Annotated in this window: 20 protein-coding genes; 13 read left to right on the top strand and 7 right to left on the bottom strand. The window is 45.5% G+C overall.

Annotation, left to right across the window (positions count from 1 at the left end; all coding sequences use genetic code 11):
- Positions 1–23 precede the first annotated feature (23 nt).
- From pyrF to WOA13_RS05570, 3 genes are all read left to right on the top strand, one after another.
- Entirely contained in the window at positions 24–671 is a 648-nt protein-coding gene (pyrF, locus tag WOA13_RS05560; protein WP_342127173.1) for an orotidine-5'-phosphate decarboxylase, read from the top strand.
- Positions 672–907: 236 nt separating this feature from the next.
- Entirely contained in the window at positions 908–1,945 is a 1,038-nt protein-coding gene (locus WOA13_RS05565) for an adenosylcobinamide amidohydrolase (protein ID WP_342127174.1), read from the top strand.
- A gap of 121 nt (positions 1,946–2,066) precedes the next feature.
- A complete protein-coding gene (locus WOA13_RS05570; protein ID WP_342126964.1) occupies positions 2,067–2,930 on the top strand; it encodes an HD domain-containing protein in 864 nt (287 codons plus the stop codon).
- Positions 2,931–3,009: 79 nt separating this feature from the next.
- Here WOA13_RS05570 and WOA13_RS05575 read toward each other — a convergent pair whose 3' ends face one another.
- On the bottom strand, positions 3,010–3,519 hold the full coding sequence (locus WOA13_RS05575; RefSeq protein WP_342126965.1) for a DUF6141 family protein: 510 nt from the start codon (positions 3,517–3,519) through the stop codon (positions 3,010–3,012).
- 303 nt (positions 3,520–3,822) lie between these two features.
- Here WOA13_RS05575 and WOA13_RS05580 point away from each other — a divergent pair, with 303 nt between their 5' ends.
- Positions 3,823–5,247, top strand: coding sequence for a tripartite tricarboxylate transporter permease (locus tag WOA13_RS05580; protein ID WP_342126966.1), 1,425 nt, complete (start codon positions 3,823–3,825; stop codon positions 5,245–5,247).
- Between the two features lie 39 nt (positions 5,248–5,286).
- Here WOA13_RS05580 and WOA13_RS05585 read toward each other — a convergent pair whose 3' ends face one another.
- Positions 5,287–5,787, bottom strand: a complete 501-nt coding sequence (locus WOA13_RS05585) for a hypothetical protein (protein ID WP_342126967.1) — start codon at positions 5,785–5,787, stop codon at positions 5,287–5,289.
- A gap of 730 nt (positions 5,788–6,517) precedes the next feature.
- Here WOA13_RS05585 and WOA13_RS05590 point away from each other — a divergent pair.
- A complete protein-coding gene (locus WOA13_RS05590) occupies positions 6,518–6,889 on the top strand; it encodes a class II SORL domain-containing protein (RefSeq protein WP_419095408.1) in 372 nt (123 codons plus the stop codon).
- Positions 6,890–6,955: 66 nt separating this feature from the next.
- On the opposite strand, the gene WOA13_RS05595 is transcribed toward WOA13_RS05590, so the two are convergent.
- From WOA13_RS05595 to WOA13_RS05605, 3 genes are all read right to left on the bottom strand, one after another.
- A complete protein-coding gene (locus WOA13_RS05595; RefSeq protein WP_342126969.1) occupies positions 6,956–7,630 on the bottom strand; it encodes a 4Fe-4S binding protein in 675 nt (224 codons plus the stop codon).
- A gap of 160 nt (positions 7,631–7,790) precedes the next feature.
- Positions 7,791–8,153, bottom strand: coding sequence for a cupin domain-containing protein (locus WOA13_RS05600; protein ID WP_342126970.1), 363 nt, complete (start codon positions 8,151–8,153; stop codon positions 7,791–7,793).
- Positions 8,140–8,916, bottom strand: coding sequence for an ATP-binding protein (locus tag WOA13_RS05605; protein ID WP_342126971.1), 777 nt, complete (start codon positions 8,914–8,916; stop codon positions 8,140–8,142). The genes WOA13_RS05600 and WOA13_RS05605 overlap by 14 nt, the downstream gene beginning before the upstream one ends.
- A 164-nt stretch (positions 8,917–9,080) precedes the next feature.
- Here WOA13_RS05605 and WOA13_RS05610 point away from each other — a divergent pair, with 164 nt between their 5' ends.
- Together WOA13_RS05610 and aroC are read left to right on the top strand one after the other, a co-directional pair.
- Positions 9,081–9,950, top strand: coding sequence for a cation diffusion facilitator family transporter (locus tag WOA13_RS05610; protein WP_342126972.1), 870 nt, complete (start codon positions 9,081–9,083; stop codon positions 9,948–9,950).
- A gap of 27 nt (positions 9,951–9,977) precedes the next feature.
- Positions 9,978–11,075 (top strand): chorismate synthase, encoded by a 1,098-nt coding sequence (aroC, locus tag WOA13_RS05615; protein WP_342126973.1) that lies wholly within the window; start codon positions 9,978–9,980, stop codon positions 11,073–11,075.
- A 147-nt stretch (positions 11,076–11,222) separates the two neighbouring features.
- Here aroC and WOA13_RS05620 read toward each other — a convergent pair whose 3' ends face one another.
- Together WOA13_RS05620 and budA are read right to left on the bottom strand one after the other, a co-directional pair.
- Positions 11,223–12,380, bottom strand: coding sequence for an LL-diaminopimelate aminotransferase (locus WOA13_RS05620; RefSeq protein ID WP_342126974.1), 1,158 nt, complete (start codon positions 12,378–12,380; stop codon positions 11,223–11,225).
- A 104-nt stretch (positions 12,381–12,484) separates the two neighbouring features.
- Positions 12,485–13,327 carry an acetolactate decarboxylase gene (budA, locus tag WOA13_RS05625; RefSeq protein WP_342126975.1) on the bottom strand — a complete coding sequence of 281 codons (843 nt, stop codon included), beginning with the start codon at positions 13,325–13,327 and terminating at the stop codon, positions 12,485–12,487.
- Positions 13,328–13,502: 175 nt separating this feature from the next.
- On the opposite strand from budA, the gene WOA13_RS05630 reads away from it, so the two are divergent.
- The 6 genes from WOA13_RS05630 (at position 13,503) to argH (ending at position 22,465) form a co-directional block, all read left to right on the top strand.
- Positions 13,503–14,537 carry a metal ABC transporter solute-binding protein, Zn/Mn family gene (locus WOA13_RS05630; RefSeq protein ID WP_342126976.1) on the top strand — a complete coding sequence of 345 codons (1,035 nt, stop codon included), beginning with the start codon at positions 13,503–13,505 and terminating at the stop codon, positions 14,535–14,537.
- Positions 14,538–14,546: 9 nt separating this feature from the next.
- Positions 14,547–15,302 (top strand): metal ABC transporter ATP-binding protein, encoded by a 756-nt coding sequence (locus WOA13_RS05635; RefSeq protein ID WP_342126977.1) that lies wholly within the window; start codon positions 14,547–14,549, stop codon positions 15,300–15,302.
- A gap of 11 nt (positions 15,303–15,313) precedes the next feature.
- The gene (locus tag WOA13_RS05640; protein ID WP_342126978.1) at positions 15,314–16,141 is read left to right on the top strand and encodes a metal ABC transporter permease; all 828 of its coding nucleotides are present in this window, start codon (positions 15,314–15,316) and stop codon (positions 16,139–16,141) included.
- A 368-nt stretch (positions 16,142–16,509) separates the two neighbouring features.
- Positions 16,510–18,675, top strand: a complete 2,166-nt coding sequence (locus WOA13_RS05645) for an ATP-binding protein (RefSeq protein WP_342126979.1) — start codon at positions 16,510–16,512, stop codon at positions 18,673–18,675.
- A 172-nt stretch (positions 18,676–18,847) separates the two neighbouring features.
- Positions 18,848–20,791: a PAS domain S-box protein gene (locus tag WOA13_RS05650; protein WP_342126980.1), complete on the top strand. Its 1,944-nt coding sequence runs from the start codon at positions 18,848–18,850 to the stop codon at positions 20,789–20,791.
- Between the two features lie 198 nt (positions 20,792–20,989).
- Positions 20,990–22,465, top strand: a complete 1,476-nt coding sequence (gene argH, locus WOA13_RS05655; RefSeq protein ID WP_342126981.1) for an argininosuccinate lyase — start codon at positions 20,990–20,992, stop codon at positions 22,463–22,465.
- Positions 22,466–22,471: the final 6 nt, after the last annotated feature.

Here is a 22,471-nt window from a genome sequence, read left to right on the forward strand (position 1 = left end):
GAAACGGATACAGGAGATGCACCATGGAAAAGAAGAACTGCCTTATACTTGCCCTCGACGTGACGGACAGGGAAAATGCCCTTCGTATTGCAAATGAAGTATCCGAATATGTGGATTCCATCAAAGTCGGATATCCACTCGTACTTGGAGAAGGGCTGGGCATCGTTAAAGAATTAGCTGAACTTGCACCTGTTATTGCAGATTTCAAGGTGGCCGACATACCAAATACCGACCGCCTGATCTGCGAACATGTTTTCAACGCCGGAGCAGATGCTATCATAACACACGGCTTCACGGGTCGTGACAGCCTGGATTCCTGTGTTAAGGTGGCAGAGGAATATGACAGGGATGTCTACGTTGTAACAGAAATGAGCCACCCCGGTGGCGTGGAGTTCTTCCGCCCTGTTGCAGAGACAATTGCACAAATGGCTGCAGATGCCGGAGCTACAGGTGTTGTCGCGCCTGCCACAAGACCTGAAAGGGTAAGGGACATCCGCAAGATCATCGGAGATGACCTGCACATAATCTCACCTGGCGTAGGTGCCCAGGGTGGCAGTGCTGCCGATGTGATCAATGCCGGTGCTGACTGGGTGATCGTAGGCCGCAGTATCTACAACTCAGATTCACCTGCTGATGCCGCCATGAGAATATGCAATGAGATGAAATGCTGATATAATATCGCCTGTGATGATCAACCGTTCTGAGAAATGATGAACCCTATGAGTACTGAGGCGATATATATCCTTTAAACGAAATATGCGTTTATATTATTTCAGTAAATGTTATCAATTAAGAAAAGATATTAGCAGACACTGAAATAAGTATAACAAAAGGTAGTGGTCAGACGGAACGAAAGATACTTTTTGAAACCTCTTCCGGGGAGCTTGCATATGTTCAGGACAGCTCTCTGGTCGTAAAGCTTCCCGAAGGAAGAAAGACCCTCACAACCTCATGGCTCAACGGAGGATACCATGAGGATATGGAAGCTGTATTCAATCACAAAATTCCACACCGAAGCTATGCTGCCGGAGATCTTGAAGGGGGAAGTGTTCCGGAATACCTTCGGATAGTTGCAGACAGGCTTCAGCTTACCCCTGAAAAGGCTTCAGGAATGCTCACTACCGCAAATATGGAAAATGCGAAAATCGTTTCCGATTCATTCAGGGCACTTGAGGTCACTGCGATCGTTACAGCCGGAGTAGAGATCAATGGAGGACGCGCCGGAGACCCTGCATCGTACTATCAGGAAGACGAAAGGTTCGAACCCGTGGGTGGAACCGTAAATATCATTCTCTTGATAGGAGCGGACCTTCCCGAATATGCCATGTCAAGAGCTATTATAACAGCCACCGAGGCAAAGAGTGCTGCATTGCAGCAGCTTATGGCACCCAGCCGATATTCAAATGGACTGGCAACAGGTACAGGAACAGACATGATATCTGTTGTTACGGATGCAACAAGTCCGATGAAGCTTACAGATGCCGGGAAACATTCAAAGCTCGGAGAACTTATCGGAAACTGTGTACTTGAAGCGGTAACGAATGCCGTGGGAATACAATCAGAGATCACACCAATCACCCAGCGTGATATGCTTGTTAGACTGGACCGCTTCGGCGTGGATGAAGCACAATACTGGAAAGTGGCATCGACTCTTGAGGGGGAGAACAAAAAAACCCGCTTCACAGAGGAACTTCGCAAAGTGTCACGGAACCCTGCAATTGTAGCTGCAACTGCATCTGTTCTCCACATCATTGATGAGATATCATGGGAACTCATCCCGGAAAATGCCGGACGTAAAGCTGCTTTTTCTATTATGAAGGAACTACCCCAAATGCTTGACATGAATGTTGCGATGCCGGCAGATGAGATTCTAAACGAGTACAACAGTATTCTTGACAACTGGGTCGTTGCTACCTCATGGATAGTAAAGAACAGAATGAGCTGAAAAAATCCTACTTTTTTTGATTCGACGCAATCCGACCCTATCTATACGAAACCTTTATCCATTGAACAGGAATATCGTCCACTACAATAAAGATCATCTTAATCAATATGGAGTCCTCATTATGAATATACGCGAACTGATCAGCCAGTATTGTGATAAAACTGAAAAAAAAGGAAACGGAATAACCATCTATTCAGGTAGTGCTCCCGAACCAATAGAGACACCAGAACTTTTCGCCTATCTGGATTTCCTGTCCGATGAGCCTTCCAGAAAGATCTGGCACAGCGATGATTACAGGATGTTCTTGACAGAGATCGACGGAAAGATCACAGTCTATGAACATGTAAGACTGGCAAACTACAGGATACAGTTACTTGACCTTCAGGAAAAATACGGAGAAAAAAAGGAGAAGGAACTGCCGGATCTTGCTGATGCATTTGCGTTCGCCAACCGGGAACACAAGAACGATACAAGGAAATCAGGTACCCCATATATAACACATCCAATGGACGTGGCATCCATCCTTCTCAAAGAGAATGCATCACATGAACTTGTTCTTGCAGGATTGCTCCACGACCTCGTTGAAGATACCGATGTTGATATTGAAACAATAGAAAGAAGATATAACCAGAATATCGCGGATTACGTGGATGCTGTTACAGAACCTGAAGAGTTCAGGCAGGCTGCAAACGAGGATAAGGCACAGAACTGGAAAGACCGGAAGGAATACACAATCAGAAAGATGGCCAGGGCAAACAGCGAGATCAAACTGCTCTCATGTGCAGACAAGCTTGCCAATATCAGGGATCTCATCTGCGATATAAGAATGGAAGGAGAAGGGTTCTGGGACAAGTTCAATGCACCAAAGGAAGACCAGGAATGGTACTATCGCTCAATGCTGGAATCTTTTGCCACAGGGCCACAGAACATCAAAGAGACCCGTGCATACCGTGATCTCGAGGAATGTGTGGAACAGCTTTTCTGAAAAGAACAAGCAACCAGCAACAGATAAACGAACAAACAACAGATCAAAAAGTCTATTTTTTAATAGCCGGACTGTCTTTTCAGGCAGTTCTGGCACTTTGTTCCAGCGCAAGCAGGAACTCATGTGTCCTTTGTGAGCCGATGAGCAGATGCTTCCCATTCCTGAATTCCAGCCTGATCCCATCGTTGCCGCTTATGTTGTAAGCCTTACCGTTTCTGCCATAGCGTACACCCCAGCCACCGTAGTCCCTAAGAGCACTGTAGTGAACCGACCTATAGCTGGCAATATCCGCATATCCGAATTTTTTAAAGGACAAATGGAATGGGAAAAAACGAACATAAACACCGTCACTGCGTACCTCGGTCACCATTTTCATGGAAAAGATGAATAAAGGGAACAGGAAACCAAAGATGATTGTCAGGATGACCATAGTGGTATCCGATGCCGGGTTGTTTCCAAAAGGCTGACCCAGAAACAGCTGTTTGTATGCCCCATAGAGTGTTACAACTGCAGGGATAAGTACCAGTGAACTTACCCAGAATTGCCTGAACTTCTGCACTTCCCTGAATGCCGTACTTTTGTTAAGCATATATTTCCCATGATATGACGATATTTATTGTATAATTTCTAAATATCGTCAATTGCATAAATATTTGTTGTATGATGGGAAGAAGAGGAGGGGAAGAGAAGAAACAGAGGATTCCGACTAAAAGCCAAAGGATCAGAAAAAGGAAGGAATTGATAGCTAAAGAATTGATTTCCTAAAATATTTTGAGCACTATAAAAACTGGAAATTATTATATCGAATTATACAGACAATTGCAAACAGCTTCGATCCACATGCTACAGGAAGCTGAAATATCCTGAAAAACGAAATTCATAAGGAACTCAAATGCCCTCCGACATAACCATCCCGATGCTGCTGCTGTCGGTGCTCATCGGATATGCACTGGGAATAATCTCAGGACTTATCCCCGGAATCCATACGAACAACTTTGCCCTGATGCTGGTGGCACTCTCCCCCATGCTAATGGACAGCGGAATACCGCCAGCATACATAGCTATAGCGATCCTGGCAAACTCCCTGTCACATACCTTTCATGACATAATCCCAGCTGTCTATCTGGGAGCGCCCAACGACGACATGGCACTGGCAGTCCTCCCCGGACACCGGCTGCTGCTCGAGGGACGCGGATCAGAGGCCATACGCCTCTCAGCCCTAGGAAGTGCAGGATCGGTTGCATTCTCCCTAATTATCGCAGTTCCCCTCGCATTTGCTTTCAGCAGTATCTACCCGATACTCCAGAACTACCTGGGATTGTTCCTTCTGCTGATCTCCATAGCCCTGATCCTGAGCGAGAAAGGAGAATACGTCATAAACCAGGGCTCGCTGGTAAAATACAGGTACAAGGCCTACGCTCTAATTCTCTTTATCCTCACCGGAATCCTCGGGATGTTCGCCTTCAGGATGGAGGCCTCAATGAACCCATTGATCGACTTCGGATCCCCGTCAATACTCCTCCCGCTTCTCAGCGGTCTTTTCGGAGCATCACAATTGCTCATCAGCCTGCTCTCCGATTCTCACATCCCACCCCAGAGGTATTCGAAAATGGACCTTCCTGCAAAAAGAATAGTAAGAGGAGTGATCACAAGCAGTGCAGCCGGTTCCATCGTTGCATGGCTTCCGGGGATTTCCTCATCCATCGCTGCAGTACTCGCGAGATTATTCATCAAAAGCGATTTTGAAAGGAAGAAGAACATTAGGCATAGGGAAAATGAAAGCGCATCTGAATCTGAAGACGATAATGAAAATGATGAAAACGAAGGATACTACCGCTACGATGATGACGAGTTCTACCGGGATGAGACCATCGAGAGCTCAAAGGAGTTCATCGTATCAGTATCAGGGGTCAACACCGCCAACGCGATCTTCGGCCTGTTCGCCCTGGCAGTGATCGGGAAAACAAGGAGCGGAGCCATGGTAGCCGTGGAAGAGCTCCTGCAGGTCGCGAGCCTCACGGCCCAGGATATCATCCTGTTCCTTCTGGTAATTGCCATCACGGCACTGCTATCTTATTTCTCAACAATAGCCATAGGAAATAACATTCACAAGATGCTTGCAAGGCTCGATTATTCAATGATCTGCATCAGCGTGCTTCTTGGACTCGCATTGATGAGTCTGCTGTTCACCGGTTTCTTTGGCCTGCTGATATTTGTGATCGCGATTCCCCTTGGCATGTCAGCATCGTTCATGAAGATCAGGAAGTCACATGCAATGGGAGTGATACTGCTGCCGGTGATATTGTATTTTTTGTGAGTTGTCCATAAACGGGACTTGAAAGCAGACCTCAAAAAATCAACTAAAATAGAACACCGAGTAATTTGCCTTATTGATCACCAGTTCCGGGTAAACCTTTTTAAGTTTCCATCCGGTTTGCTCTTTGAACAATTCAATTTCCCGGATTTCCAGAAGGTTCTGGTTAAATCCAGATCCATTTGATCCGGACTCATGGAAAGCTGACATGTTTGACTCCCCTATAACATAAATCCATACTATTGCATATTCATCAGCAATCACTTCAGTTTCATTGATGACTTTAAATAATTGATAATTGGCAGAACTTTTACCTTCGATCCTTAGTTGATTCCTGAAAACACTAAGATCATGCTCGTTTTGGTAATCTTCAGACATCAGATCATAGCACCCCTGATCATTGTTCTTTGTTTGAAGATCAAAAAACTGCTTAACGAAGTCAGATGGGGATTCTTCTGTAATATCAACACATCCAGACATGCTAATACATCCGGATATGACCACCATAGAGACAATAAGTAAAAATAAAATATTTATAGCCATACTTTATATTATTTTTATATATTTGTTAATATTATCCCCAGATGATGAAAGTTGCATTAACTTCAACGAACCATGACCACAATTAAGCAAAATATGGTCAAGGTATTGATATGATTGAACAAATGATATACTAAATCAAGGAGGGAAATATCATGGAAAACATCAAAATCAACAAACAAAACCTGGTAGACAGCTCCATATGTGCGATTATAATCATGTTTACAGTGTGGGCCGAATGGATGATCGTGCGTCTCGTGTGAATCATGACAATGATATATGATATCGCGCTGCAACTTCACCACTTCCTTTCATTCCCGGAGAGATCAGAAAGTGAACTTCTTCTTTTTGATAAATCCTGAGAGCCATAGAGGAGTTTTAAATTCGAGTGCTTAACCCCCGTCCGGAATTAAAACCTCTAATGGCTCAAACCCATTGATCAATACATTAATTTATACCAAAGTACCAGTCATTGATATATTGCACCTGATTTTTTGAAATGTACAAATTTAAATAAAAAAACAGATATTCTATTTAATGAGTTCTTTAAGAAATATTCCTCTTAATATACCACGCCAGGTGTATCATTCTTAAAGAGCTCGGTGGTAGTATCCTATTTCTTCCCAATTAACCGCTGGACCCATGTAAACCAGAATAAACAGCGGTTCCGTAACAACCACAACAAGCATATATCGCAACCAATGATAACTATTAAAAATAAAAAACAAAAGGAGTGAATATTTTGAACTTTGGAGAGTTAGTCAAAGGAAAGGACATTGAAGCAGAAAGCACAATGAAGGAGAAACATGTACCTACTATCGAGATCCTCAAAGGACATGGAGGATCAGATGCGGACCTTGTTAGGGTAATCGTAGGTAAAGAGACTGCACATCCAAATACCGTTGAGCACCACATTGCATGGGTAGAGCTCTATGGCAGGAAAGATGGTGGCGAGGTCGTTAACCTCGGCAGGGTGAACTTCAGCCCAGGGAACACAAAGCCTGACTGCTGGTTCAAGCTGGAGAACATTGGTGAATACACAGCATTCTGCGCTCTTGGATACTGCAACATCCACGGCCTGTGGGAAAACTGTATCGAGGCATGATCGGGCCATACCTGATCAACACTTTTTTGAATTTATTAAAATCGTATCTTCATTTAGTTTTTCAATTTATTCCACCCGGAGTGCATCCACAGGACACTTCTGAACGCACTTCATGCAGCTGATACAGGCCGTGTCCCGGACAACATCCTTCCTGGAAACATCTATCCACATGGGACATACCCTGTCACATATACCACAGGAATTACAGAGCGAAGGGTCACGCCTGATCTTCCTGATCTTCACAAGATTTGTCAATGAAGCTGCTGCCCCTTCCTTACAGAAGTACCTGCATGCAGCCCGGTCCACGAAAAAGGACAGGAGGATCGAGACCACCATTATGACGATCAATCCATCTATGACCACTGATTCCATGATAGCATCATCAATGATCCGAAGCTCATGCAGCATCATGGCAATCAGCAGGAAGAGCAATACAACATAGCGGAAATATGAAAACGGCTTATGAAGCCTTTTTGGAACTAGTTTATTATATCTGGTACCAAGGACCCTTTTCCCCATGGAGCCAATGACATTCTGGAACATACCCCTCGGGCACATCCAGCCGCAGTAGACAGGACCAAGCAGCAGGGCTACAGGGATGGAAAGCAGTACAACATAGAAAGTTGACTGGGAACCAAAATAGATAAAGATCGCAAGGCCCACGAGCTGGAGAGCCAGCCTGAACCTTTCAGCCTTTTCGGTCTTTTGCAACCTTTCCATGATATTTCCTGTGGATCTCACTACTTTTGCCCCGGATAATCGTTAGTATTGTGTCGAACAATGTATTTGAAAAACGCCTATTCAATATATAGTTTATTAAGGATGCAGACAAAAGTTAACAATAAAGGAATAGCCATTCCTAGAAAATGAATATGAAATGGAAAAAGGCTTGAAGACCTGATCATTCCAGAAGTTCAGTATCCTCATGAGAATATGCAGGTGAACAACAGCATAAGATCTTCAGTTCACCTTCACCGGTGTTCTCGATCTTATGTCCGACACCCGGATCGATCAATATGGTGTCACCGGCACTAACCTCGAACACATCATTCCCCAGTGTCATAAGGCCCGTCCCGGCAGTTATATGGTAGATCTCCTCTACCTCATGATGTCGATGCTCAAGTGTTTTGCACCCTACAGGGACGGTTGCCTCCGCAAGACTCTGCTTTTGGCTACCAATGTTATTTGGATGCATCAATTCACGTATTGTCGAGCCGTCCTTTGTGGTGAACGGTTCGACCTGCGAGTATTCAGTTCTCTTCATCCTTGCTGAAGCTCTCGATCATCTCAAGCATCTTATCCTTGATCTCCACAAATGCAGTAATGCTTTCAGTTCCTGAATCGATCGGGGACTTGCCTTCAAAATCAGCATTCATAAGGTCAGGCGAGAACGGGATCTCGCCAAGTACCGTAATGCCAAGTTCTGCGAGTTTCGGTTTGACATCAGCAGAAGTTCCCTTGTTGACCACCGCAGCAAGGTTCTTTACACCAATGCCGCCTGCGAGTTCCTTGATACGTCCGGCAGTTTCAATGGACCGCATTCCGGGCTCCACCACGATGATCATAAGATCGATACCACGGGTCGTTCCACGGCCAAGGTGTTCGATACCGGCCTCCATGTCCATGATAAGTGCACTGCTGTCCTTCAGCACCACATGGCGAAGAAGTGCTCTCAAGAATGCAGAAGCAGGACACATGCAACCGCTACCCCCACGCTCCACCGTGCCCATCACCAGCATCTTAACACCATCCGGACCCACAACACCGAACTTGTCTACAATATCATCCACCTTCGGGTTGTACTTGAACATGCCACCAACCTCACCGGCACGCTCATCGATCATCTCCTTATACTCCGTGAGCGGGCGTGGTGGTTCAGCTATACCCAATGAAGATGCAAGGTTCATGTCCGAATCAGCATCAATTGCAAGCACCTCATAACCGTCCCTTGCAAGCAATCTTGCCAGAGTTCCGGACAGGGTGGTCTTGCCAACACCCCCTTTACCTGTAACTGCGATCTTTACCATTAATAAAACCTCATTGGAATTCCATTTATGAATATATAGGTAATTTGCCAATCATCTGTATGTTGTTAATTGTTAATAACAATAGGAGATATAATTATTTGCAAAGATGTTAATTTCAACATAACTTTATATTACCCGTCAAAGATATTGATAGAAGGATAACCATGGATGAACGCTCGAAAAAGATACAGCAGATACTGGTAATCATATTATTCCTTAACCTGATGGTAGCTTTTGCGAAGATAGTCTATGGTACACTCACAGACACGCTCAGCATGAAATCCGACGGTTACCATTCCCTTTTTGATGGCATATCCAACATCGTCGGCATTATTGCCATCTTTGTGGCAGCAAAACCTCCTGACAGAAGCCATCCTTACGGGCATCAGAAGTTCGAGACCCTTGCATCCATTATCATTGCAGTGCTAATAATCTTTGTCGGATTCGAGATCATACACAATTCCATTACAAGGTTCACATCCGACATACAGCCCACTGTAACCGGCATGAGCTTTATTGTAATGATAGGCACAATGGCCATTAATCTTCTCGTTACCGAATATGAGCGAAGGAAAGGGGAGCAGCTTAACAGCGAGATACTTCTGGCCGATTCCATCCATACCAGAAGTGACATCTTTGTATCACTTTCAGTGCTCGTGGCACTGGTAGCTATCGAAGCTGGATTCCCAATAATAGACCCACTGATATCACTGGTAATAGCAGCTGTTATCGTCAAGGCCGGTCTCAAGATAATAATGAAAAGTTCCAACACATTGTGCGATGCAGCCCAGCTCGAGGAGGATGTCATCTGCTCACTGGCCTACGAGGTAGAGGGAGTTCGTGACTGCCATAAGATAAGGACCAGAGGGTGTAAAGGTGATATACATATCGACCTTCACATCATGGTAGAACCTGACATGACCGTTTACGAAGCTCATGCGATCTCACATCGGGTCATTGATAATCTCAAAGAAAAGCTGAAAGACGTGAGCGAAGTATTGGTTCACATCGACCCATTCGGGGAACAAAAATAAAATAACATCAAATGGAATTAGATTAACATGCCCGGAAATACCTTTGGACACTCGTTCAGGATCACAACCTGGGGAGAATCACATGGAAAAGCATTGGGAGTCACAGTAGACGGAGTTCCTGCAGGACTTCCTCTCGAACCACAGATGATCCAGAAAGAGCTGGACAGGAGGCGCCCGGGACAGAGCCAGGTTTCCACCCCCCGCTCCGAATCGGACAGCGTGGAAATCCTTTCAGGTATTTTCGAAGGAAAGACAACCGGAACACCAATTTCTATGATGGTATGGAACAAGGATGCACGATCAAGTTCCTACGACAATATCAAGGACGTTGCAAGACCAGGGCATGCAGATTACCCATACACAGAAAAATACGGCATCCGAGACTACCGCGGTGGCGGGCGCTCATCAGCCCGCGAGACCATAGGCAGGGTGGCTGCCGGAGCTATCGCAAAAGAGATACTGGCCAAATATGGTATCGACGTCGTTGCTCATGTTATAGCCCTTGGAACAGTATGTGCAAAACCATTGCCACTCGATATGATCAAAGAGAATCTGGAAAAGACACCGGTAAGGTGCGCGGACCTTGAAGCAGCAGAGAAGATGCTCAAGGAGGTCGAAGCAGCACGCGAAGAGCATGAAAGCATCGGCGGCATGGTGGAGATCATTGCAACCGGCGTTCCTGCAGGTATCGGGGAACCGGTATTTGACAAACTGGATGCCGATATCGCAAAAGCCATGATGGGGATCGGTGCGGTCAAGGCTGTAGAGATAGGTGCAGGTTTTGAGGCATCCCATCTAAAAGGCAGCCAGATGAACGACCCGTTCTTCATGGAGGGTGAGAAGGTAGTGACCAGTACCAATAATGCAGGAGGAATACTTGGCGGACTTTCCACAGGCATGCCCATAGTTTGCCGCACTTCTGTAAAGCCAACACCATCCATCTCAAAACCACAGCAAACAGTGAACCTGAAGGAGATGAAGGATACTGATATCACCATACAGGGGCGTCACGACCCGACCATCCCCCCGAGAATGGTTCCTGTTGCAGAGGCCATGATGGCACTGGTGATCGTTGACCACATGATAAGAAGTGGTCGAATCCACCCGAATTCGCTTTTGAAATAACAGAACTTACCACTGACCTTAATTCCTTTTTTCCAGACCTTCGGTTTAGCCAGAGGCAGAATAACTGAAAAAGAAGAAATGATGCCACCTGTATCGATGGCATTGCTCGTTTTTTAATAGATTCTATCTGAAATCGGATGTCTGACCTTAAATGGTCAGCTTTTCCATCCTTGCAACAGCCTCTTCGAGGCGGTCAGCGGACTGTGTAAGAGCGAATCTCACATAGCCTTCTCCGTATTCACCAAAGCCGACACCAGGTGTTGCTACGATACCTGCTTCCTCGAGAAGGAGCTTGGAGAATCCAATGGAGTCATACCCGTCTGGTATTGGTACCCACATGTAGAAGGTTGCCTTTGGTGCCTTTGCATCAAGACCAATGCCCCTCAATCCCTTAAGGAGGACATCCCTTCTCTCCTGATACATGGTGTTCATGTCTGCAACACACTGCTGTGAGCTTGAGAGTGCTGTGATACCTGCCCTCTGGACAGCATCGAATGCACCGGAATCGATATTGGACTTTGCCTTTCCGAAACCTGTGATGAGATCCTTGTTACCAACAGCGAATGCAAGTCTCCATCCGGTCATGTTGTAGGTCTTGGACATGGAGTAAAGTTCCATACCAACATCCATTGCACCGTCCACACTGAGGAAGCTTGGCGCCTTGTAGTCATCGTAGACCATTTCAGAGTAAGCGTTGTCATGAACTACCACAATATCGTTCTCCTTAGCAAACTCAACAACCTCTTCGAAGTACTTGACATCAGCAGTTGCAGATGTTGGGTTGTTCGGATAGTTCAGGAACATGAGCTTTGCTCTTGCAAGCTTGTCCTTAGGAATTGCCTCAAGGTCAGGAAGGAAACCGTTCTCCTCAAGAAGAGGCATGATGTGTGCTTCTCCACCGGCGAACTGTGTTCCGATCTTGTAAACAGGGTATGCAGGATCAGGGACAAGTGCCACATCACCAGGGTTGATGAATGCAAGTGGAATGTGTGCAACACCCTCCTTTGAACCGATAAGTGTGAGAGTCTCTGTTGCAGCATCAAGCTCGAGACCACGGGATTCCTTGCACCAGTCTGCTACTGCTTCCCTGAACTCCATCATACCGGTGTATGAAGGATACCTGTGGGTTGCAGGATCTTTTACTGCATCACACATTGAATCGACAATGTGGGATGGGGTTGGCTGGTCTGGGTCGCCCACTCCGAGGTCGATAACATCGACACCTTTTGCTTTCTGTGCTGCCTTTGCTTCATCGATAGTTGCAAATAAATAAGGAGGTAATGCGTTTATTCTGTCTGCGTACATAATATTCACCTTTTCCTGATTGGAATGTTCTCTTAGGTATTGTAGCGCTTCTATTGGTACAAACCTATTTAAGAATCATGGGTGAGAGGAAGTCATTTGCCTCCTCATTCCCCATCCTTTTCCACAGTATGGAGCTCAGTGCCTTTATCGCGTGAGAGATCAGCATTCATAAACCCGGAGGATTCCGGGAGCGAGAGTTCAAACCCTGCTGTGTGATCCACACTTACAGTGCCGTTCAGGATCACATAATCAAGTACGTGGCCTCCCTTTCCCCGCTCTGAATCAATGAAATGGAAATGAAAACCCGGCACATTGATGCCTTCAACATAGTAAGGAAGCCAGAAGCCCACAATGCTACCCTCAACATCCTCAAGCTCGAACACGGCCTGCTCATCCGCTATCACATCGACCAGAAGAGGATACGGTTCTTCCTGTGCAGGCACACTGCGCACTTTCATGTGTTCAAAGGCACCATCTATCCTGATCGCATACATGATGTTCTCTGAAGGTAGGTTCTCCCCGATCAATAAAGCAACTTCTGAAGAATTCAGGTTCCCTTCCACTTTAATAGACTCATCTGATTCAAAATAGGTGACAGCTGCAAAAGGTGTGGTTGTTGTATCATCCACAGGATAAGCAATGCCGTCTGCCCTCATCTGGTAAACGTCACCATCGATAACGATCATCTCCCCATCCAGGGAATCAAAGGTACCAAGACCTGTATCACCATGCAATTTGAGTTCCTCCATGCTCACCTCTCCCCCATAGAGACCTTCAAGCAATGCATCAATGGTAGATACCTGATACAGAACATCATTCTGAATTACATTCTGTTCCCCCGGGTCAGCAGTAAATGAAGTATCTGAGGAATTATCAATACACCCGGAAACAACTACAAGAGACGAAACAAGTAATAAATAAAAAGATAAACAGATCATTTTTTTCATGTTTTCACCATAATAATATAAGCAACATAACATAATTAATATGTTTATATTAAATTGTTTATCCACAATTAACAGAGATGTTTGGCATATGGCAAAACTCGGAAAGAAAATATGACTAAAAATCTGTTAAGAAGCGAAATGCATATATAAATCACATATCATAAATCAATTAAAAATGGACAAATTGTTTGTTTTTGGTATGATGCCAAAAGTTCAAAAGGACACAACAACCAATGCAAAACGCGGTAAGATGGATAGCATGAACAAAAATATAATACTTGTACTGACCCTCCTGACATTAATGATATCGGTCTTCGCATCCGGCTGTACCAACCAGTCAGGAGAAGACATAACCCCTGAGGATGAGAAACTCGTTGTTGCAGTAAGTATACTGCCTCAACAGGAATTTGTGGAAAAGATAGCTGGCAACAACGTAAATGTGGTCGTCCTTATTCCCCCCGGAGCAAGTCCTGCCACCCATGAGCCAACTGCCGGTCAGCTCAGGGAAGTAGCAGATGCAAAAGCATATTTTACAGTAGGATCAGGATTGCCTTTTGAGAACGTCTGGCTCGACAAGATCAAAACCGTGAACGATGACATGCTGATATTTGATTGCTCCGAAGGTATCACCATAATGGAAATGCATGAAGAAGAGGAAGATCATCATGACATGGAAGTCGGAGAAGAGCACATCGAAGAGAAGGACACCCATGAACACGGAGGTCTCGACCCTCATATATGGACATCGCCAATAAATGCAAAGATCATGGTGGAGAACACATATCTCGGACTTATCGAGATCGATCCGGATAACAAAGAGACCTACCTGCAAAATAAAGAGGCTTACCTGAAAGAGCTGGATGAAGCTGATCAGAGGATCAGGTCAACTCTTGGAGAAGAAGATGGCAGCTTCATGACATACCACCCTTCATGGAACTATTTTGCAACCGAATACGGACTTGATATGATAACTATCGAAGAAGAAGGGAAGGAACCAAGTCCGAAGGACATGCAAAGACTTATTGATGAAGCTAAAGAGAAGAACATCAGCGTAATATTCGTACAGGCACAGTTCAGCACACAGAGTGCTAAAGCAATTGCAGATGCAATTGATGGAGAAGTTGTAACGGTTGATCCGCTGGCAAAGGACTACATCAGTAATCTTGATAGTATTGCCGAAGCATTTTCACAAAGCATGATAAAAGAATGAGGGTAATGTATGGCAGAAGTTATCGATCTTAAGGACGTATGGGTAAAGTACGACAAACTTACCGTGCTGGAAGATGTGAACCTGAAAGTAGAGGAAGGCGACTTCCTGGGGATCATCGGCCCTAACGGCGGTGGGAAAAGTACGCTGTTGAAAGTGATCCTGGGATTGATAAAGCCACAGAAAGGTGAAGTGAGAATACTCGGGAAAACTCCTGAGAAGGCACGCCGGATGATAGGATATGTACCGCAGTACGGACCCTCGAACATAGATTTCCCAATCAGTGTATGGGAAGTGGTCCTCATGGGACGCCTTGGGACAAAAAGGATGTTCAGCCAATACAGCGAAGAGGACCGTGAGGCGACATACAAAGCACTGGAAGTCGTAGATATGCTGGAGTTCCGCGACCGCCAGATAGGAGAACTTTCCGGAGGCCAGCGCCAGAGAGTATTCATTGCACGTTCACTGGTAAGTGATCCAAAATTACTGCTATTAGATGAGCCGGCAACAGGCATTGATACCCGGATGCAGAAAGAGTTCTACGAACTTCTCGAGAAGCTTAAGTCCAAAGTAACAATAATCATGGTATCCCACGACCTGAGCGCGGTCTCGGTCCTTGTTGATAAGATAGCCTGCCTTAATGGGAAACTACATTACCATGGCTCAAAGGAGCTCATCCCTGCAGACATCGAACAGTCATACGGATGCCCTGTGGAGCTTATCGCACACGGAGTCCCTCACAGGGTATTACAGGTGCATAAACACTGAGAGGAAAGTCAATGATAGAGCTTTTACAATACGAGTTCATGAGGAATGCCATCTTTGCCGGACTGCTGGCAAGTATAGCATGCGGAATAATCGGTGTTTATGTTGTAGTAAAAAAGATAGTTTTCATCAGCGGAGGTATTGCTCACGCCTCGTTCGGAGGTATCGGGATCAGCTACTTCCTCGGCATTAACCCGATCTTCGGAGTTCTCCCGTTCAGCCTTTTTTCAGCACTGACGATGGGGACCATAAGCAAAAGGTCTGATGTACCTGAAGACACCATTATCGGCATCCTCTGGTCCCTCGGAATGGCAATCGGAATAATATTCATAGGATGGACACCGGGTTATGCACCCGACCTTATGACATATCTTTTCGGGAACATACTGACAGTCCCCGGCTCGGACATCTACCTGATGCTGGCACTGGATGTGATCATAATCGGTACCGTTTACTTACTTTACAAGGAGTTCATGGCACTATGCTACGACGAGGAATTTTCAAGGGTGTCCGGAGTACCCACCGGCAAACTGTACCTCTTACTGTTGTGCCTTATTGCATTGACCGTTGTAGTAATGATACGCGTTGTCGGACTTATACTGGTAATAGCACTTCTTACGATCCCTGCAGCATTGAGCCGGCAGTACACAAGCAATATGAAGGTCATGATGTACCTATCCATACTGTTCGGAGCTATATTCACAATAACCGGACTGGCATTATCATACTACTTCGATATCGCATCAGGAGCTACAATAATAATAGTGATGGCAACTGCATACCTGTTGAACACGGTTTTACAGAAATGGAAAAGGTCAACCGAAAGCATATCGGAAAGCTAAAGGTCAGTATCGAAGTACAGGACGAAAAGCAACAACAGCTACTACAAATACAACAAATGCAACGTCTACTGCTACAACTGACATACAATAACAGAAGATTTTAAAGGTTCTTTTATTCGAATAGTTGTTGTTCACAACTAAAAGACCATAATAACAACCCGAAGTATTTGCCTGATTTAACCCTTTGCTATACTTTTCTTTTTTAATATGAGATTAACTATAATAGATAAACATATATTAGTTAAAAATGTTTAATGTGTGGGGCACATTACTAAAAGTATGTGGAAATAAAAGCAAATTATGTAAGATTTTCAATACAGTTAGGAAACGTTAATATCGCATAATCTGCTTTTAAATTGAGGAGTCATATGAACTGGATGCAGATCCCACTTAGGTCGAAACTTGTTCTTGCTGCTGTTACAGGAGTACTTCTTGTAATGGTACTTACAACTTCTATCACGATCACAACCCAGATCTCAGTGCAGGAAGAGCTTGCACATCAGCAGGCCATTGAGATCACAAATAGCTATGCTAACAGGTTCGACGGGGATATGCGCTCCGATCTTGCAATTGCCCGCTCGATCAGTTCCACACTGAGTGAATATGAATCCTCCGACAGGGATGAGATAAACAGGATACTGACTGCGATACTGGAAGACAATCCACACCTTATGGGCACTTATGTTTGTTATGAGCCAGATGCTTTTGATGGAAGGGATGAGGAATTTGCGAACACAGAAGGCTACGATAGCACAGGAAGGTTCTCACCATACTGGCACAAGATCGACGGGACCATTAAAATGGACCAATTGCAGAACTGTGAGGACTATGACTATTATATTTTCCCAAAGATCCTGAAAGAAGACGTTATCACAGACCCTTACTACTACGACGGAGTATTCATGGTCAGCTATGGATCACCCATTATAAGAGATGGGGAATTCATTGGAGTAGGAGGGGTCGATGTCTCACTGGACTACATAGATGAGATCGTAAGTCAGATCAAGGCATTCGACACAGGATATGCCATGATGACCGGCAGTTCCGGACTTATACTCTCCCAGCCTTACAATAAGGACTGGATAGGCCACAAAACGATCTACGATTATGACAATGAGGGATTCTCCAAAGCAGCAGAGGACATCAAGTACAAGAAAAGCGGTTATGTCGATACGATCGATCCGGTCACCGGGAAGGAAGTCGTTGTATTTTACGAACCAGTGGAGTCAAAGAACTATGGATTCTTCCTGATAATACCAAAGGAGGAAATGCTTGAAGGGACTTTTGCGCTCCGCGACAAGCTGATAGCCATCGGAATTCTATCAATATTCTTCACAAGTATTGCAGCCTACCTGGCCTCACGAACTGTAACTGCATCCATCGATGACATTGTAAATGATTTCAAGGAAATGGCAGATTCCATAGCCCACGGAGAACTGAACATCCGGGCGAACACTGAGATCGACCAGGACTTCAGGGAGATACCGGAAGGTCTCAACCAGATCCTGGACGGTGTCGTGGTACCGATACATGAGACCACAAGGGTTGCAGTGGAATTTTCCAAAGGACACTTCGATGTCAGATTCGAAGGAGACACAGAAGGAGAGTTCAAGCAACTTGCCCAATCCATCAATTATTTTGCCAAGCTACTGGACGTCATCATAAACGAATCCAATGCAGTACTTGAAGCAATGGAAAAAGAGGATTTTTCAAGAACAATACATTTCCACGGACACGGTGACCTTAAGAAGTTGACAGAGGGTATCGAACAGACGCGTCTGGCACTGCAGCAGGCAAGTATTGACCGGGAAATAGCGGAGCAGGAGCTTAAGGAGTATGCAAGGAAACTGGAACAATCCAATGAGCTCAAGGACATGTTCACCGACATCATGCGCCATGACCTACTTAACCCTGCAGGAGTAATAAAAGGCTTTACAGAACTCCTCTTGATGACGGAAACAGACGAGCAGTCGAAGCTATTGCTCGAAAGAATAATGAAGAACAACGACAACCTCATCGAAATGATACACTCTGCTGCAGAATTTGCCAAGCTGGAAAGCTCAGAAGAGCTTGAGCTCACAATGCAGAACGTGACCAGTATAATCGAGCATTCTACTGAGATCCTGACAACACATGCAAGCAACAAGGAAATGGACATCGAGTTCAACGCAAAGGAACCACATTATGTACTGGCCAACCCTATCATTGAAACCGTCTTCACGAACCTGATATCAAATGCTATAAAGTACAGTCCTGAAAAGAGCAAAGTGGTCGTTGATGTAAAAGAAGAAGGGGAGTTCACAGAGATCACTGTCACAGACTTTGGAGAAGGAATCAAGGATGAACACAAGTCTACCGTCTTTGACCGTTTCAAGCGGGTTAACAAGACCGGAGTGAGAGGATCCGGACTCGGACTTGCGATCGTCAAGAGGACCATTGAACTGCACAAAGGGGATGTCGGAGTAAGGGACAATCCAGAAGGCCAGGGATCTGTATTCTTTGTGAAACTGAAAAGGTATGCAGAGGAACCTTAAACTTGAAACTGCCAAAACTTATTAATTTGAGCAGGATCAACTTAATTATGGGATAAGTTGTAGCTATTCGAGCGGAGCTCCACATAAATATGAGCAGATCCTCAAAAAGATCGATATCCTGTACCCACTAGCATTAGCTTCAACAAAAAACTGACTCGTGCGAGGAGATGTTATGAAGGGGTTGCCAGACAAACTGCTCGACAGCATGTATAAAGGGATATGGGCTGTCGATACCGACAACAAGTTCATCTATTTCAATGAAGGGATGGAAGATATAACCGGCCTCCCAGGAAACAGGATCATTGGAAAAGACCTTAAGTATTTTATGGAACTGGCACAGCTCAGCGTAGGGGATGAAGCACATTTCAGGGAACTATCACTTCGTGTGAAAGATACGCTGAAACCTTCGCGTTATCACTCATTACAATTTCTGACCCCTAAAGGAAAACTTAGCATTCAGACCGGGCATATTTTTCCAATGGTGGACGAAGCGGAGAAGTATTCCGGGATAATATGTACTGTGGAAAGCGTTTCAGAGCAGAAGATTCGCGAAAAGACCTTCAAGGACATGCTAAGCTCAAAGAAGAAACTTGAAGATATCTACAAGAACAGTCCGGTGATCGCATTCCTCTGGACAGCAGAAAAGGACTGGCCGGTGGAGTTCGTTTCAGATAACATATCCCAGTTCGGGTATACCCCGGAGGACTTTACATCCGGAAAACTGATATACGGAGACATAATCCATCCGGAAGATCTTGATTTTGTCCGTAATGACGTGACACAGCTTGAAATTGAAGGAAGGCAATTCTTTTCAAAGGAATACAGGATACTGACAAAGTCAGGTGAAATAAGATGGGTAGCTGAACGGTCACTGCTTGGATATGATGAGGAAAATAAGCCATCATACTACCAGGGCATCATGATCGATATCACCGACCGCAAACTGGCCGAGGAAGCCCTTCTGGAAAGTGAGAAGAAGTACAGGTTCATTTTTGAGAACTCACCGCTTGGAATATTCAATTTCGACGAAGATGCAAACATAACCCATTGTAATGACAATATCGCAAAGATCATGGATGTACCAAAGGACAGGATCATTGGTATGAACATGATAAAGGATATCGATGACATGGCGATGAAAGAAGCTGTAAAGGCGATCTTCTCCAGGAAATCCGGACATTATGAAGGAAAGTACAAGAACCCATTAAGCGGAAAGACCACACCAATAAAAGCAGATTACAGCCCGAACATCTCAGATGACGGGAAACTGCTGGGTGGTGTCGGGATCGTTGAGGATATTACTGCCCGTGTCAAAGCAGAAGAAGCAATGATCAAATATGCGGAAGACCTTGCCACGGCCAACGAGGAGCTCAAATCACTGGACAGGATGAAGGATGAATTCCTCTCCAACGTTAGCCATGAGCTCAAAACTCCCCTCACATCCATCAAAGGCTATACCGAACTGATATCCGAGGAATCGCTGGGACCACTGACCGACAAGCAAAAGGAAGTGGAGACCACGGTGCTTCGCAACGCTGAAAGGCTGAAAAGGCTTGTGGATTCCCTGCTGTACATAAGCAGAGTGCAGTCAGGCACGGTAAAATATAATTTTGAACCGATATCTATTGGAGAGATAATCGACATGACACTTCTGGATCTGAAAATACAGATCGAGAAGAAAGAGCTCAAAGTTGAGACGAATATCCCCACCGACCTACCCCTGGTAAATGGTGACAGGGACAAGCTCACTGATACGTTCACCAACATCGTGGATAACTCCATCAAGTTCACCCCCGAAGGCGGAACACTCAACTTCACCGTTGAAGTGGAAGATGAATTCCTGCACATCGTCCTGAAGGACACAGGAATAGGCATCCCGCCTGACCTCATCCCGATGCTCTTCCGCCGTTTCTACCAGATCGATGCCACACGCAAGCGCAAATACGGCGGAACCGGCCTGGGACTCTACATCTGCAAGGAAATAGTCACAGCCCACGGCGGCAAGATCTGGGCAGAGAGCGAAGGAGAGAACATGGGAACGGAAATTCATGTCCTGCTTCCTAATAGGACAGAACCACCTGGCCCCGACATCCGGAATCAGAAGCATTCTATTTGATTTTAATCAAGTGAAACCAAGTCAAGTCGTATTAAATCACTCTAAGTCAATTTCTCCGGAAATACACTCACGATTTGTCTCTGGCCTCAGCAATAAGTGCATGAATCTACAAGGGAAACCGATTCGTTTTTAAGTCTTTGTGGCATACCACGCTACATAACCTTTCCAATCCATTATTAGATAATCCCGAGGTATTGAATGAGCGACATTTTAAGAAGAGGCCGACTGGCTTCCGTTCCTGATGAAGAGATCATAGAGTTCACCTCCTCAATGAGTGCTGACAAATGGATATTCAATTCGGATATCCTGGTTGACCTTGCACACACGGTCATGCTCAAAGAGAGAAATGTGATTAGGGCAGAGGACTGCCGGGAAATATTGAAAGGTCTCCTGAAGATCAGGGAGGAAGGCATCGAGAAGCTCGACCATACCTATGAGGATATTCATATCTCCCTTGAGTCAAGACTTATTGACATGGTGGGAGAAGATGTCGGTGGACGTATGCACTCCGGCAGGTCACGCAACGACGAGGTCGCCACCTGCATCAGGCTCACCCTCAGAAATGAGCTCTTAATGATCATGGAAGACCTGCTTGCACTTCGCAACACGCTGATCGATGTAGCCTCAGAAAATGTCGACACGCTCATGCCGGGATTCACACACCTTCAGCACGCACAGCCAACAACACTGGCACACCACCTGACAGCCCATGCAAATGCCATTGGCCGTGACTTCGAGCGTACAAGGGACTGTTACACACGCGTGAACATGAGCCCACTTGGCGCTGCTGCTTTTGCATCCACCGGATTTGATCTTGACAGGGAAAGGACAAGGACACTTCTCGGTTTTGACGGGATCGTTGAGAACTCCATGGATGCCGTAAGCTCACGTGATTTCCTGATAGAGACAGCATCTGTCTTCGCAAACCTGATGATCAACCTGAGCAAGATGGCAGAAGAGCTTGTGATCTGGTCCACATCCGAATTCGCATTCATTGAACTGGATGACAGGTATGCTTCCACCTCATCCATCATGCCTCAGAAGAAGAACCCCGACACCGCCGAACTGCTGAGAGGGAAAAGCGGTGTTGCCATCGGTTCACTTATGTCGCTGATATCCATCTGCAAAGCACTCCCATTAAGCTACAACCGTGACCTTCAGGAAGCAACACCGAACATGTGGCGCTCCCTGAAGACAACAAGATCATCTGTCAGGGTGATGAACGGAATGATCGCAACCATGAAGATCAACAAGGAGAACATGGCAGGCCTGGCAACAGCAGGTTTCACAACCGCAACCGAGCTTGCAGACACCATGGTACGTGTCTGTGACATCCCGTTCAGGACAGCACACCAGATCGTGGGTGTGCTTGCTCGCGGAAACGGCGAGCCGACACTTGGAGAGATCGATGCGGTCGCTCACAATGTTATCGGAGAGAGCCTGAGCGGAAGAGGACTGACCGAGCAGATGGTAAACGAGGCGCTCGACCCGATACTGAACGTCAGGAAGCGAACCGTGACAGGCGGACCATCACCGGACACCATGCAGCAGTTGGTCAGCAACTGCAGAAGCAGGTCATCCGGAGACGAGGATAGCCTTAAAGGACTGAAGGCAAATGTTGACAGCGCCATGGAAGCACTGTTCAGTGTAGTGGATAACTACATGGATGCCTGATATGTT

Source organism: Methanococcoides sp. LMO-2 (assembly GCF_038432375.1).
Classification (GTDB): Archaea; Halobacteriota; Methanosarcinia; order Methanosarcinales; family Methanosarcinaceae; genus Methanococcoides; species Methanococcoides cohabitans.

Excerpts from the sequence above, each read along its gene's own strand:
- pyrF (WP_342127173.1), top strand. The coding sequence starts at position 24 with ATGGAAAAGAAGAACTGCCTTATACTTGCCCTCGACGTGACGGACAGG.
- WOA13_RS05570 (WP_342126964.1), top strand. The coding sequence starts at position 2,067 with ATGAATATACGCGAACTGATCAGCCAGTATTGTGATAAAACTGAAAAA.
- WOA13_RS05575 (WP_342126965.1), bottom strand. The coding sequence starts at position 3,519 with ATGCTTAACAAAAGTACGGCATTCAGGGAAGTGCAGAAGTTCAGGCAA.
- WOA13_RS05580 (WP_342126966.1), top strand. The coding sequence starts at position 3,823 with ATGCCCTCCGACATAACCATCCCGATGCTGCTGCTGTCGGTGCTCATC.
- WOA13_RS05585 (WP_342126967.1), bottom strand. The coding sequence starts at position 5,787 with ATGGCTATAAATATTTTATTTTTACTTATTGTCTCTATGGTGGTCATA.
- WOA13_RS05600 (WP_342126970.1), bottom strand. The coding sequence starts at position 8,153 with ATGAAGAGAACTGAATACTCGCAGGTCGAACCGTTCACCACAAAGGAC.
- WOA13_RS05605 (WP_342126971.1), bottom strand. The coding sequence starts at position 8,916 with ATGGTAAAGATCGCAGTTACAGGTAAAGGGGGTGTTGGCAAGACCACC.
- WOA13_RS05610 (WP_342126972.1), top strand. The coding sequence starts at position 9,081 with ATGGATGAACGCTCGAAAAAGATACAGCAGATACTGGTAATCATATTA.
- aroC (WP_342126973.1), top strand. The coding sequence starts at position 9,978 with ATGCCCGGAAATACCTTTGGACACTCGTTCAGGATCACAACCTGGGGA.
- WOA13_RS05620 (WP_342126974.1), bottom strand. The coding sequence starts at position 12,380 with ATGTACGCAGACAGAATAAACGCATTACCTCCTTATTTATTTGCAACT.
- budA (WP_342126975.1), bottom strand. The coding sequence starts at position 13,327 with ATGAAAAAAATGATCTGTTTATCTTTTTATTTATTACTTGTTTCGTCT.
- WOA13_RS05630 (WP_342126976.1), top strand. The coding sequence starts at position 13,503 with ATGGACAAATTGTTTGTTTTTGGTATGATGCCAAAAGTTCAAAAGGAC.
- WOA13_RS05635 (WP_342126977.1), top strand. The coding sequence starts at position 14,547 with ATGGCAGAAGTTATCGATCTTAAGGACGTATGGGTAAAGTACGACAAA.
- WOA13_RS05640 (WP_342126978.1), top strand. The coding sequence starts at position 15,314 with ATGATAGAGCTTTTACAATACGAGTTCATGAGGAATGCCATCTTTGCC.
- WOA13_RS05645 (WP_342126979.1), top strand. The coding sequence starts at position 16,510 with ATGAACTGGATGCAGATCCCACTTAGGTCGAAACTTGTTCTTGCTGCT.
- WOA13_RS05650 (WP_342126980.1), top strand. The coding sequence starts at position 18,848 with ATGAAGGGGTTGCCAGACAAACTGCTCGACAGCATGTATAAAGGGATA.
- argH (WP_342126981.1), top strand. The coding sequence starts at position 20,990 with ATGAGCGACATTTTAAGAAGAGGCCGACTGGCTTCCGTTCCTGATGAA.